Genomic DNA, 12,345 nt, shown 5'->3' on the forward strand with positions numbered 1-12,345 from the left:
CATTCATGGTTTATATTGATCCAAAACACTTGGAATTAGAAGACCGCGTAGTTGCGATCAACCGTGTAACAAAAGTTGTTAAAGGTGGACGTCGTCTACGTTTTGCTGCTTTAGTTGTTGTGGGAGATAAAAACGGACACGTTGGTTTTGGTACTGGTAAAGCACAAGAAGTACCAGAAGCGATCCGTAAAGCAATTGAAGACGCGAAGAAAAACTTAGTTGAAGTGCCTATGGTTGGTTCGACTATCCCTCACGAAGTGATTGGGGTATTTGGTGGTGGCCGTATCCTTATGAAACCTGCAGTAGAAGGTTCTGGGGTAGCCGCTGGTGGACCAGTTCGTGCCGTATTGGAATTAGCTGGTGTAGCAGATATTACATCAAAATCATTAGGTTCAAACACGCCGATCAACGTTGTTCGCGCAACAGTTGAAGGGTTGAAACAATTAAAACGTGCCGAAGAAGTGGCAGCACTTCGCGGTAAATCTGTAGAAGAAATTTTAGGATAAGGAGGACATAAGAATGGCTGAATTAAAAGTTACATTAAAACGCAGCGTGATCGGACGTCCTCAAAACCAAAAAGATACAGTTAAAGCATTAGGTTTAGGAAAAGTAAACAGCTCTGTTGTGAAACCTGCGAATGAAGCAATCAAAGGTATGATCAACACTGTTTCACACTTAGTGGACGTTGAAGAAGTTTAATTTACAATAGTACATTGTTTAAGGAGGTGCCAAACCAATGAAACTTCATGAATTGAAACCTGCTGAAGGTTCACGCCAAGTACGTAACCGTGTTGGACGTGGTACTTCATCTGGTAATGGTAAAACAGCCGGTCGCGGACAAAAAGGGCAAAAAGCTCGTTCAGGCGGCGGTGTACGTTTAGGATTTGAAGGGGGTCAAACTCCATTATTCCGTCGTTTACCAAAACGCGGCTTCACGAACATCAACCGTAAAGATTACGCAGTCATCAACTTAGATGTCTTAAATCGTTTCGAAGATGGAACTGAAGTTACACCTGCAGGACTGATCGAAGCTGGAATCGTTAAAAACGAAAAAGCTGGGATCAAAGTTCTTGCTAACGGTGAATTAACTAAAAAATTAACTGTGAAAGCAGCTAAATTCTCTAAAGCAGCAGAGGAAGCAATTGTTGCAGCTGGTGGATCAATCGAGGTGATCTAATGTTTAAACTGTTAAAAGATGCTTTTAAAGTCAAAGACATTAGATCAAAAATTTTGTTTACTGTATTCATTCTTTTTGTATTTCGTTTAGGTGCTCATATTACAGTACCTGGCGTAAATGCAAAAGGATTGCAAGACTTAAGCAATTTACCATTTTTAAACATGCTGAATATGGTCAGCGGTAGTGCGATGCAAAACTTCTCGATCTTTTCGATGGGGGTTTCACCGTACATTACAGCATCTATCATTATTCAACTCTTACAAATGGATATCATACCGAAATTTGTAGAATGGTCAAAACAAGGTGAAGTTGGACGTAAGAAGTTGAATCAGGCAACAAGATATTTAACGATCGTCTTGGGGATCGCTCAGTCAATGGGGATCACTGCTGGTTTCAACCAATTAAGTTCAGTTGGGATCGTAAAAAATCCTAGCATCGGAACTTTTGTAACGATCGCTGTGATTTTAACTGGTGGTACGATGTTTGTTACTTGGTTAGGAGAACAAATTACTGAAAAAGGAATCGGCAATGGCGTTTCGATGATCATTTTTGCAGGGATCATTTCAAGAGTCCCAGCAGGGATCAAAGAAATCATTGAAGATTACTTTATCAATATCGAGTCTTCTAGAATTTGGCAGTCTGTGATTTTTATTGTGATTTTAATTATTGCGATTTTAATCGTGGTTACATTAGTAACCTTCTTCCAACAAGCAGAACGCAAAATTCCGATCCAGTATACAAAACGTGTCTCTGGTGCACCAACAAGTAGTTATTTACCGTTAAAAGTAAATGCTGCCGGTGTTATTCCAGTTATCTTTGCAAGTTCATTGATTGCGACACCAAACGCTGTCTTACAGGCGTTTTCTAAAAATTATTCCGGCGAAGGCTGGTATGATATTATGACACAAATTTTTAGTTACAATACCGTTCCAGGTGCGATTATTTATACTGTACTGATCGTTGCTTTCACTTTCTTCTATGCCTTTGTTCAAGTAAACCCTGAGAAATTAGCGGAGAACTTACAAAAGCAGGGAAGTTATATTCCAAGCGTACGACCAGGTAAAGGGACAGAAGAATATATCTCTGGAATGTTAATGAGACTAAGTGTTGTCGGTTCTATTTTCCTAGGATTAGTTGCACTATTACCGATCATTGCTCAAATGGTCTGGCAATTACCGCAATCTATCGGTCTTGGGGGAACTAGCTTACTGATTGTGATAGGTGTTGCATTAGAGACAGCGAAACAATTAGAAGGTTTAATGTTGAAACGTCAATATGTTGGCTTTATCAATAAGTAAGAATCATGTACTGAGACAAGACGCAAGTTTTTCTCTCTACCTTAAGTGGCGTGACAGAAGTAGCTTTCTTGGAAGTAACGTTGTTTCTTGAAATGAAGCACTTCCGTCTCGACCTTGATTCTCACCATAGGCTAGCTTCATAAGCCAGCCTTTAAAATTAGGAGGAAAAGAAATGAACCTCATTTTAATGGGATTGCCTGGAGCAGGCAAAGGAACTCAAGCAGAGAAAATCGTCGATACTTACGGTATTCCGCATATTTCTACTGGAGATATGTTCCGTGCCGCAATGAAAAACGAAACTGCTCTTGGCTTAGAAGCGAAATCTTATATCGATAAAGGTGCTTTGGTTCCAGACGATGTTACAAACGGTATCGTCAAAGAACGTTTGGCTGAACCAGATACTGATAAAGGCTTTTTATTAGATGGTTTTCCACGGACGCTGGATCAGGCAGAAGCATTAGATAAAATGTTACAAGAATTAAATAAAAAAATCGATGCAGTCATCGACATCCATGTAGAAGAAGATGTGTTGGTTGATCGCTTGGCCGGCCGTTTTATCTGCCGTACATGCGGAGCAACTTATCATAAAATTTTCAATCCTCCAGCAGTGGAAGGAACATGTGATCGTTGCGGCGGACATGATTTTTATCAAAGAGAAGATGATAAGCCTGAAACGGTCAAAAACCGTCTGGCTGTCAACATCAAAAGCAGTGCACCGATTTTAGATTTTTATAAAGCTAAAAACGTACTGCACACAATAGATGGGAATCGCGAGATCGATACTGTTTTTTCTGAAGTGAAAGAAATCATTGAAAAAAGATAGTACTTGAATTGCCACAAGCTTACCATTTGTGTATGATTCAGATTCTCTTGCCAAATAGAATAAATTATGATAGAATGTATCAGTCCGACTTCTACCTTTTTGTGGAAGTTTAATTGAAAATTCTAGGTGGGAGCTGAAGTTTCCGCCATTTTATCGTGTGAAAATGCGAAACAAGTACAAGGAGGTACTGTGCGTGGCTAAAGAAGATATGATTGAAGTCGAAGGTACAGTCGTCGAAACTTTGCCGAATGCAATGTTTAAAGTTGAACTAGAAAATGGACACCAAGTTCTTGCTACTGTTTCCGGTAAAATCCGTATGCACTATATTCGAATTTTACCTGGAGATAAAGTGACTGTAGAGTTATCTCCTTATGATTTAACTCGTGGTCGAATCACTTATCGCTTTAAATAATTGTACTCCGTAAAATTCAGGGAGGTATTATCATGAAAGTAAGACCATCAGTAAAACCAATGTGTGAACATTGTAAAGTAATTCGCCGTAAAGGACGTGTTATGGTCATTTGCCCAGCAAATCCAAAACATAAACAACGTCAAGGATAATAGGAGGTGTAACGTAGAATGGCTCGTATTGCAGGAGTAGACATCCCTCGTGATAAACGTGTAGTAATTTCTCTTACTTATATTTATGGTATTGGAAACACTACAGCTAAACAAGTATTAGCAAACGTTGGCGTATCTGAAGATATTCGCGTTCGTGACTTAACAAACGAACAAACAGATGCGATCCGTGCGGAAATTGATAAGTTAAAAGTTGAAGGGGATCTTCGTCGTGAAGTGAACTTGAACATCAAACGTTTGATGGAAATCGGTTCTTACCGTGGAATTCGTCATCGTCGTGGATTACCAACTCGTGGACAAAACACGAAAAATAATGCACGTACTCGTAAAGGCCCAGCTCGTACTGTAGCAGGCAAGAAAAAATAATTCCTAAGTGAAGGAGGTTAGATCTTCATGGCAGCAAAAAAAGTTAGTCGTAAACGCCGTGTGAAAAAGAATATAGAATCTGGGATTGCACATATCCACTCTACATTCAATAATACAATTGTAATGATTACTGATACTCATGGAAATGCGTTAGCATGGTCATCAGCAGGATCATTAGGTTTTAAAGGAAGCAAAAAATCAACACCGTTTGCAGCTCAAATGGCCGCAGAAGCTGCAACTAAAGCAGCACAAGAACACGGACTTAAAACTGTTGATGTAACAGTTAAAGGACCAGGTTCTGGACGTGAAGCAGCGATTCGTTCATTGCAAGCAACAGGTTTAGAAGTGACTGCAATTCGTGACGTGACTCCAGTTCCTCATAATGGATGCCGCCCTCCAAAACGCCGTCGTGTTTAATGAGTGCCACTCATTCTGAGTTTGAATCAAGAACGTCATTGAACAAGACACTTTTCGTTTTGAAAGGGGTATAGATAAGAATGATTGAATTTGAAAAACCAAGAATCGAAAAAATTGATGAAAATAGAGATTATGGCAAGTTCGTCGTTGAACCGCTGGAAAGAGGTTACGGGACTACTTTAGGTAATTCTCTACGTCGTATTTTATTATCTTCTTTACCAGGAGCTGCTATTACCAATATTCAAATCGATGGAGTGCTGCATGAATTTTCTACAATTAAAGGTGTTAGAGAAGACGTAACGCAAATCATTTTGAATATCAAAGGTCTAGCTTTGAAGCTTTATGCAGAAGAAGAAAAAACCCTTGAGATCGATATTACAGGACCTGCTACAGTAACTGCTGGCGATATTATCGTTGACAGCGATGTTGAGATCTTGAATAAAGATTTAGTTATCTGTAGTGTCTCTGAAGGAGCTACTTTCCACGCTCGCTTAACAGTGAAACCTGGTCGTGGCTATGTTCAAGCAGACGAAAACAAAAAGGAAGATATGCCGATCGGTGTTCTCCCTGTTGATTCCATCTATACGCCAGTTCGCCGTGTGAACTACCAAGTAGAAAACACTCGTGTTGGTCGTCGTGATGACTTCGACAAATTAACAATGGAAATATGGACTGATGGTTCAATCATTCCTCAAGAAGCTCTTAGCTTAGCTGCTAAGATCATGACTGAGCATTTAGACATCTTTGTAAACCTTACTGATGAAGCGAAAAATGCTGAAATCATGGTTGAAAAAGAAGAAACACAAAAAGAAAAAATGTTGGAAATGACCATCGAAGAACTAGACTTGTCTGTTCGTTCATACAACTGTCTAAAACGTGCAGGTATCAACACTGTACAAGAACTTACAAATAAATCTGAACCAGAAATGATCAAAGTACGTAATTTAGGTCGTAAATCTCTTGAAGAGGTTAAACTGAAATTGCATGATTTAGGTTTAGGCTTACGTAAAGACGATTAATACTTTTTACGAAGGAGGAAAACCAACGTGGGTTATCGTAAATTAGGACGCACATCAAGCCAACGTAAGGCAATGTTGCGTGACTTAACTACTGATTTAATTATCAACGAACGTATCGTTACAACTGAAGCTCGTGCGAAAGAAATTCGTTCAACTACAGAAAAAATGATTACATTAGGCAAACGTGGAGATCTTCATGCTCGTCGTCAAGCAGCGACATTTGTACGCAATGAAGTTGCCAGCGTACGTGAAGAAAACGAAGCTATTGTTGTTGAATCAGCTTTACAAAAACTATTCAATGATTTAGCACCTCGTTATGCTGAACGTCAAGGTGGTTACACTCGTATCTTGAAGACAGAACCAAGACGCGGAGATGCAGCGCCAATGGTAATTATTGAATTTGTTAAATAATCAAACTATACCGTCACTTTATAGATGATTCTTTTAGAGTGTTATGATGTTGGAGGCGACTCCTAGTCTAGCTCAACGCTTTCTCTGCTGAATGCATATTCAGCAGAGAAGCACTCATCATAGTATAAGGTGTATTTTTTTGCCCTAGGAACTTTCTTGGGGTTTTTTTTGTGTTTATAAAACTAAATAGTATTTTTTGTCATCTTATTGCGCATAAGTGTTATTTTTAGTATACTTTATTTAATTAGAATTTTCTGAAAAATAATGTGAGAAAGGGGAATAATATGGCGCAAATGACGGCTTTTACATTAGTAATGGGTATTTTATATATTGGTGATATCATTTCAAGTAAAACAAAAGCTTGGGTTTCATCAGTTTTCGTGTGTGCTGTGCTATTTGTTGTAGGGTATTGGACATTTTTTCCAAAAAATATTGTTGAAATTGCTGGGATCCCACCTGTAGTAGCAACATTGTTGATGTATTTATTGATTACGAATATGGGCACACTATTATCGATCAAGGAACTGGGCAATCAATGGAAAACGATCGTGATCACCTTATCAGGAATCACGGGAATCGTTGTCTTGTTATTGACTGTCGGTTCTTTTATATTTGATTTAGAAACAGTTTTAGTAGCAGTTCCGCCATTAGTAGGAGGAGTAGTTTCATCTTTGATTATGTCTGAGGCAGCGCAGACCGCTGGATTGACCTCATTATCAGTATTAGCTATTCTGATTTATGTGATGCAGGGCTTCGCTGGCTATCCTTTAACCTCCATCATGTTAAAGAAGGAAGGAAAGCGAATGCTCGAAAAATATCGTAATGGACAATGGCAGCCGGTAAATGAGCAAAAGAAAAGTTCTTTAGAAGACTCTATTATAGAGGATGAAACGATTCCTAAATTATTCAAAAAAGTCCCTAAAAAATATCATACAGATTTTTCACGTATTTTCCGCTTGGCTTGTGTGGCTTTGGCAGCATACTATGTATCTGTTTGGTGCAGTTCCTTTGTTTCGATCAGCCCTTTTGTTCTCTGTCTATTTTTTGGTGTTATCGCTTCTACTTTAGGCTTTTTAGAAAAGCAGCCTTTGAAACAAGCAAATAGCTTTGGTTTTGCTATTTTAGGATTGATGCTCTTTATTTTTGATGGCTTAAAAAAGGCAACACCTGAAATGTTGGAAGAGCTGCTTTTACCGATGGTAGGAATCATCATTATTGGTGTAGCGGGTATGTATCTTTTTTCTGCAATTGTGGGTAGGATATTAGGTGTTAGTAAAGAAATGGCCTTTGCAGTGTCTTTAACAGCACTTTACGGATTTCCGGCAGACTATATCATTACTAACGAAGTCATCCAGTCGCTAACAGAAGATGAAAAGGAAATAGAAGCGTTGACGCATCATATGATGCCGCCGATGTTAGTAGCAGGTTTCATCACAGTGACGATTGTTTCTGTAATTTTAGCAGGAATTTTTTCAAGTATTTTATTAAGCTTATAGGAGTGAATGATAATATGGAACAGTTAAAAGCGTTGATTGAAAAATATACACCTACAATGATTGAGTTTAGAAGAGATCTCCATCAACATCCAGAATTGCAATTTGAAGAATTTAGAACGACTGATAAGGTTGCTGAAGTACTCGATCAACTTGGTATTCCTTATCGTAAAACCGAACCAACAGGGATCATTGCAGAGCTTGTTGGTAGGAAAGCTGGTAAAACGGTTGCCTTAAGAGCTGATATGGATGCATTACCAGTTCAGGAGCTGAATGATGAATTGCCGTATAAATCATTAGAAGATGGAAAAATGCATGCCTGTGGACATGATGCGCATACTGCAATGCTCTTAACAGCAGCAAAAGCATTGAAAGAAGTTCAGTCAGAGATAAAGGGGACTGTTCGCTTTATTTTTCAACCATCAGAGGAAAATGCTCAGGGAGCGAAAGCAATGGTTGAACAAAGGGCTGTTGATAATGTAGATAATGTATTCGGTATCCATATCTGGTCACAGATGCGTTCAGGAACAGCCTCTTGTGTGGTGGGTTCGTCGTTTGCTTCGGCTGATATTTTTTCTGTCGATTTTAAAGGTCGGGGTGGTCATGGTGCTATGCCGGATGCATGTGTAGATGCAGCGTTGATTGCGTCTTCCTTTGTGATGAATGTGCAGTCAGTCGTTTCAAGAGAGACAAATCCGCTAGATCCTGTTGTTGTGACGGTAGGAAAAATGGATGTCGGAACTCGCTTTAATGTGATTGCTGAAAATGCACGCTTAGAAGGAACTGTACGCTGTTTTAGCATTGAGACTCGTGATCGTGTAGAGAATGCGTTAAAACGCTTTGCAGAGCAGACAGCAGCGATGTATGGCGGTACTGCCGACCTCGTTTATGATCATGGCACACTGCCGGTGATCAATGATGAAAAAGACGCTCTTTTTGCTCAATCCGTGATCAAAGAAAACTTTGGCGAGCAAGCACTGATCCAAGAGCCGCCAACTACTGGTGGTGAAGACTTTAGTTATTTCACGGAGCATACACCCGGTTGTTTTGCTCTGGTAGGCTGTGGAAATCCCGAAAAGGATACGCAATGGGCACATCATCATGGGCGTTTCAATGTAGATGAGGATGCAATGGCGATCGGTGCTGAGCTTTATGCGCAATATGCATTTGAATATTTGCAGCAGAATTCTTGAGAATATAATGAATCAAAAAGATTGAAACCATTTTGCTAGATGTTTCAATCTTTTTTGCTTACGAGACAAAAAAATACATAAATATTCCTGTCTTGACAGATTAGAATTCCCATATTGCAGCTTCTTTTGTTATAATAGAAAATAGCGTAAATAAAAGAAGATTTGATTGAAAAAGCACTGATTTTTTGTTAGTGTTAGTAAGACTAAATAATTGAGGGAGTACGCGATGCAACCGATAATTGAATTAAAAAATATTGAATTTAGCTATCAACCAGAAGAGGCTTCTCCCGCTTTGAATGATGTATCTTTTTCCATCCAACAAGGTGAGTGGATAGCAATTATTGGGCATAATGGTTCAGGAAAATCTACGTTGGCCAAAACGATCAATGGACTGTTATTGCCGGAAGCGGGCAGTATTTCGGTTGGTGGTAAAGAATTGAACGAGGACAATGTATGGGAAATCAGACGAATGGTGGGCATGGTTTTCCAAAATCCTGACAACCAGTTTGTTGGCTCGACAGTAGAAGATGATGTAGCCTTTGGTTTGGAAAATCAAGGGATTCCACGTGATGAAATGGTGATCAGAGTGAAGGATGCTCTTGAGAAGGTGCGGATGGACTCCTTCGCCACTCGTGAGCCAGCTCGTTTATCTGGCGGTCAAAAACAACGTGTAGCAATTGCGGGCGTTGTTGCTTTGCGTCCAGATATTATTATCTTGGATGAGGCAACTAGTATGCTTGATCCGGAAGGTCGGGAAGAAGTGATCTCGACGATCAAAAAAATCAAAGAAGCAAGCAATCTAACTGTTATTTCGATTACTCATGATATTGATGAAGCCGCTAATGCGAATAGAATCTTGGTCATGAAGCAAGGGAAGCTAGTCAAAGAAGGAACTCCTGCTGATATTTTTTCTGCAGGAACGGAGTTAGTCCAAATGGGTCTTGACTTACCATTTCCGGAAAAATTGAAAATTGCTTTAAAAGATCGCGGCGTTGCTGTACCTGATGAATATTTGACTGAAGAAAGGATGGTGGACTGGCTATGGACATCCGTTTTGAACAAGTAGATTTTACGTACCAGCCAAATACACCATTTGAACAACGTGCTTTATTTGATTTGAATCTTACGATAAAAGAAGGCTCATATACAGCGATCGTTGGGCATACAGGTAGTGGAAAATCGACATTGCTTCAGCATTTAAATGCACTTGTTAAGCCGACAAAAGGGAAAGTGATGATCGGTGATCGGACGATATTACCTGAAACGAATAATAAAAATTTAAAACCTATCCGTAAAAAAGTCGGCATTGTTTTTCAATTTCCAGAAGCACAATTGTTTGAAGAAACTGTTGAAAGGGATATCGCTTTTGGCCCTAAAAATTTTGGTGTGAGTGACGAAGAAGGAAAACGATTAGCAAAAGAAATGCTGACGCTTGTTGGTCTGGACGAAAGCTATTTAGAGCGTTCACCATTTGAGCTTTCTGGCGGTCAAATGCGTCGTGTCGCAATTGCCGGGGTTTTAGCGATGGAGCCTGAAATTCTGGTTCTAGATGAACCCACAGCTGGTTTAGATCCTCAAGGGCGTAAAGAAATGATGGGAATGTTCAAAAAGCTACATGAAGAACGTGGGATGACGATCGTTTTAGTCACTCATTTAATGGATGATGTAGCTAATTATGCAGACCATGTGCTCGTTCTTGAAAAGGGGAAAGTCGTTAAAGATGGGACTCCGCAAAGTGTATTTGAAGATATCGATTGGCTGAAGGAAAAACAATTAGGTGTACCTACAGCTGCTAGTTTCGCAGAAAAGCTGATAGCTAAAGGAATGTCATTTGACACGTTACCTTTAACAGCAGAGGCACTAGCAGATGATTTGTTAAAAGAGTTGAAGGCAGGTGTTGACCTGTGATGAATAAATTGATTTTTGGACGCTACATTCCTGGGGATTCATTTATACACACAATGGACCCAAGGGCGAAACTGATTGCCAGCTTTTATTTTATTGGCATCATCTTTTTGGCGAATAATTGGCAGACGTACGCAGTATTAGCTGTATTTACGCTGTTTGCGATCTTTTTATCGAAAGTCAATATTCGCTTCTTTATTCGTGGTATCAAACCACTGATTTGGCTGATTCTCTTTACTGTAGCATTGCAGATGTTGTTTACCCAGGGAGGAGAAGTTTACTTCAAATGGGGAATTTTCACCGTCACTGAGTTTGGTGTGATCAATGGCTTATTCATTTTTTGCCGCTTTGTGCTGATCATTTTCATGTCGACCTTATTGACATTGACGACACCGCCGCTTGATTTATCAGACGCGATCGAATATCTACTGCGTCCGTTAAAAGTAGTTCGTTTTCCTGTTCATGAAGTATCATTGATGTTGTCGATTGCTTTGCGATTTGTACCGACATTGATGGATGAAACAGAAAAAATCATGAACGCCCAACGTGCCAGAGGAGTCGACTTCGGTGAAGGAAGCTTGATTCAAAAGATGAAGGCAATCGTACCTTTATTGATTCCATTATTTGTCAGCAGCTTTAATCGAGCAGAAGATCTAGCTACGGCAATGGAAGCAAGAGGCTATCAAGGTGGAGAAGGACGGACAAAATATCGGATTTTACATTGGCATTTGAATGATACCATTGTAATGCTGGCTTTTGGGGTCTTAACAGCAGTCTTGATTTTTATCAGAAGTTAGAAGTAAAGGTGGAAAAGAAATGCCGCGTTACAAAGCAGTGATTGCTTATGATGGAACAAATTTTAATGGATTTCAGATTCAACCGGATAAACGAACCGTCCAAGGGGAATTTGAAAACACATTGCGAAGAATAAACAATGGCAAAACGATCACGATTTTTGGTTCAGGTCGGACAGACGCTGGAGTCCATGCTGAAGGTCAAGTCATTCATTTTGATTTTGACCAAACACGTGATTTAGAAAAAATGCGTTATGCATTGGATACACAAACACCGAAAGATATTGCGGTGAAAAGCGTAGAAATCGTGCCGGAGGATTTTCATGCACGTTATCATGTCGTAGAAAAAACCTATTGCTTCCGTGTAGATATTGGCAAACCAAGAAGTCCGTTTAAGCGATTTTATGCAACTCATTTTATGTATCCGGTCGATGTAAATAAAATACGTCGAGCGTTACCTGATTTATTAGGAACTCATGATTTTACCTCATTTTGTGCCTCAGGTACGGCAATCGAAGATAAAGTTCGAACGATTTATGAGGCGAAGCTTGAAGTAAATGAAGCAGAAAAAGAATTGATTTTTACATTTCGCGGAGATGGTTTCTTATATAAAATGATCCGTATTTTAGTTGGTACACTGCTTAAGATGGGATCAGGACGCATTGATGAAACAACGATTCCGCAAATATTGGCTGCAAAGGATCGAAATTTTGCTGGACCAACAGCAAATCCGGAAGGCTTATATTTAATGGAAGTAAAATATGAATAATAAAAGTCCCGAACAAAACAGTTTTCTAGTTTTGTTCGGGACTTTTATTGTTATAAAGGATGGCCAAAAATCAGGCTCTTTTCTTCAGAATAAAAGAAAGA

17 protein-coding genes are annotated in these 12,345 nt (G+C 39.4%); all 17 read left to right on the top strand.

The genetic code is table 11. The features are described 5' to 3' along the window. The first annotated feature begins 5 nt into the window (after positions 1-5). The 17 genes from rpsE (at position 6) to truA (ending at position 12,244) form a co-directional block, all read left to right on the top strand. Entirely contained in the window at positions 6-506 is a 501-nt protein-coding gene (gene rpsE, locus A5889_RS11475; RefSeq protein ID WP_069635454.1) for a 30S ribosomal protein S5, read from the top strand. 13 nt (positions 507-519) lie between these two features. After that, positions 520-699, top strand: a complete 180-nt coding sequence (gene rpmD, locus A5889_RS11480) for a 50S ribosomal protein L30 (protein WP_069635453.1) — start codon at positions 520-522, stop codon at positions 697-699. A gap of 37 nt (positions 700-736) precedes the next feature. Then, positions 737-1,177, top strand: a complete 441-nt coding sequence (rplO, locus tag A5889_RS11485) for a 50S ribosomal protein L15 (RefSeq protein WP_069662429.1) — start codon at positions 737-739, stop codon at positions 1,175-1,177. After that, positions 1,177-2,475: a preprotein translocase subunit SecY gene (gene secY / locus A5889_RS11490; RefSeq protein ID WP_087642010.1), complete on the top strand. Its 1,299-nt coding sequence runs from the start codon at positions 1,177-1,179 to the stop codon at positions 2,473-2,475. Before rplO ends, secY begins: the two co-directional genes overlap by 1 nt. 172 nt (positions 2,476-2,647) lie before the next feature. After that, positions 2,648-3,298, top strand: a complete 651-nt coding sequence (locus tag A5889_RS11495; RefSeq protein WP_087642011.1) for an adenylate kinase — start codon at positions 2,648-2,650, stop codon at positions 3,296-3,298. Positions 3,299-3,491: 193 nt separating this feature from the next. Then, the gene (infA, locus tag A5889_RS11500; RefSeq protein ID WP_002356224.1) at positions 3,492-3,710 is read left to right on the top strand and encodes a translation initiation factor IF-1; all 219 of its coding nucleotides are present in this window, start codon (positions 3,492-3,494) and stop codon (positions 3,708-3,710) included. A gap of 32 nt (positions 3,711-3,742) precedes the next feature. After that, complete coding sequence (rpmJ, locus tag A5889_RS11505) at positions 3,743-3,859, top strand: 50S ribosomal protein L36 (protein WP_002288710.1); 117 nt, start codon at positions 3,743-3,745, stop codon at positions 3,857-3,859. Positions 3,860-3,877: 18 nt separating this feature from the next. Next, a complete protein-coding gene (gene rpsM, locus A5889_RS11510) occupies positions 3,878-4,243 on the top strand; it encodes a 30S ribosomal protein S13 (protein WP_069662432.1) in 366 nt (121 codons plus the stop codon). A 27-nt stretch (positions 4,244-4,270) separates the two neighbouring features. Beyond that, the gene (gene rpsK / locus A5889_RS11515) at positions 4,271-4,660 is read left to right on the top strand and encodes a 30S ribosomal protein S11 (protein WP_087642012.1); all 390 of its coding nucleotides are present in this window, start codon (positions 4,271-4,273) and stop codon (positions 4,658-4,660) included. 80 nt (positions 4,661-4,740) lie between these two features. Continuing rightward, positions 4,741-5,679 (top strand): DNA-directed RNA polymerase subunit alpha, encoded by a 939-nt coding sequence (locus A5889_RS11520; RefSeq protein WP_069662434.1) that lies wholly within the window; start codon positions 4,741-4,743, stop codon positions 5,677-5,679. A gap of 27 nt (positions 5,680-5,706) precedes the next feature. Then, complete coding sequence (rplQ, locus tag A5889_RS11525; RefSeq protein WP_069662435.1) at positions 5,707-6,090, top strand: 50S ribosomal protein L17; 384 nt, start codon at positions 5,707-5,709, stop codon at positions 6,088-6,090. Between the two features lie 284 nt (positions 6,091-6,374). After that, positions 6,375-7,586: a hypothetical protein gene (locus A5889_RS11530; protein ID WP_087642013.1), complete on the top strand. Its 1,212-nt coding sequence runs from the start codon at positions 6,375-6,377 to the stop codon at positions 7,584-7,586. 14 nt (positions 7,587-7,600) lie between these two features. Beyond that, on the top strand, positions 7,601-8,776 hold the full coding sequence (locus A5889_RS11535; protein WP_176372892.1) for a M20 family metallopeptidase: 1,176 nt from the start codon (positions 7,601-7,603) through the stop codon (positions 8,774-8,776). A 226-nt stretch (positions 8,777-9,002) separates the two neighbouring features. Further along, on the top strand, positions 9,003-9,842 hold the full coding sequence (locus tag A5889_RS11540; RefSeq protein ID WP_087642014.1) for an energy-coupling factor ABC transporter ATP-binding protein: 840 nt from the start codon (positions 9,003-9,005) through the stop codon (positions 9,840-9,842). Beyond that, positions 9,818-10,684, top strand: coding sequence for an energy-coupling factor ABC transporter ATP-binding protein (locus A5889_RS11545; protein WP_176372893.1), 867 nt, complete (start codon positions 9,818-9,820; stop codon positions 10,682-10,684). Before A5889_RS11540 ends, A5889_RS11545 begins: the two co-directional genes overlap by 25 nt. Next, positions 10,681-11,478 carry an energy-coupling factor transporter transmembrane component T family protein gene (locus tag A5889_RS11550; RefSeq protein ID WP_087642016.1) on the top strand — a complete coding sequence of 266 codons (798 nt, stop codon included), beginning with the start codon at positions 10,681-10,683 and terminating at the stop codon, positions 11,476-11,478. Before A5889_RS11545 ends, A5889_RS11550 begins: the two co-directional genes overlap by 4 nt. A 19-nt stretch (positions 11,479-11,497) precedes the next feature. Then, complete coding sequence (truA, locus tag A5889_RS11555) at positions 11,498-12,244, top strand: tRNA pseudouridine(38-40) synthase TruA (RefSeq protein WP_087642017.1); 747 nt, start codon at positions 11,498-11,500, stop codon at positions 12,242-12,244. Positions 12,245-12,345: the final 101 nt, after the last annotated feature.

The organism is Enterococcus sp. 9D6_DIV0238 (genome assembly GCF_002174455.2).
GTDB classification, from domain to species: Bacteria; Bacillota; Bacilli; order Lactobacillales; family Enterococcaceae; genus Enterococcus_L; species Enterococcus_L dunnyi.

Excerpts from the sequence above, each read along its gene's own strand:
- A5889_RS11530 (WP_087642013.1), top strand. The coding sequence starts at position 6,375 with ATGGCGCAAATGACGGCTTTTACATTAGTAATGGGTATTTTATATATT.
- rplO (WP_069662429.1), top strand. The coding sequence starts at position 737 with ATGAAACTTCATGAATTGAAACCTGCTGAAGGTTCACGCCAAGTACGT.
- A5889_RS11520 (WP_069662434.1), top strand. The coding sequence starts at position 4,741 with ATGATTGAATTTGAAAAACCAAGAATCGAAAAAATTGATGAAAATAGA.
- rpmJ (WP_002288710.1), top strand. The coding sequence starts at position 3,743 with ATGAAAGTAAGACCATCAGTAAAACCAATGTGTGAACATTGTAAAGTA.
- rpsK (WP_087642012.1), top strand. The coding sequence starts at position 4,271 with ATGGCAGCAAAAAAAGTTAGTCGTAAACGCCGTGTGAAAAAGAATATA.
- rpsM (WP_069662432.1), top strand. The coding sequence starts at position 3,878 with ATGGCTCGTATTGCAGGAGTAGACATCCCTCGTGATAAACGTGTAGTA.
- rpsE (WP_069635454.1), top strand. The coding sequence starts at position 6 with ATGGTTTATATTGATCCAAAACACTTGGAATTAGAAGACCGCGTAGTT.
- A5889_RS11545 (WP_176372893.1), top strand. The coding sequence starts at position 9,818 with ATGGACATCCGTTTTGAACAAGTAGATTTTACGTACCAGCCAAATACA.
- A5889_RS11535 (WP_176372892.1), top strand. The coding sequence starts at position 7,601 with ATGGAACAGTTAAAAGCGTTGATTGAAAAATATACACCTACAATGATT.
- A5889_RS11495 (WP_087642011.1), top strand. The coding sequence starts at position 2,648 with ATGAACCTCATTTTAATGGGATTGCCTGGAGCAGGCAAAGGAACTCAA.
- truA (WP_087642017.1), top strand. The coding sequence starts at position 11,498 with ATGCCGCGTTACAAAGCAGTGATTGCTTATGATGGAACAAATTTTAAT.
- rpmD (WP_069635453.1), top strand. The coding sequence starts at position 520 with ATGGCTGAATTAAAAGTTACATTAAAACGCAGCGTGATCGGACGTCCT.
- A5889_RS11540 (WP_087642014.1), top strand. The coding sequence starts at position 9,003 with ATGCAACCGATAATTGAATTAAAAAATATTGAATTTAGCTATCAACCA.
- secY (WP_087642010.1), top strand. The coding sequence starts at position 1,177 with ATGTTTAAACTGTTAAAAGATGCTTTTAAAGTCAAAGACATTAGATCA.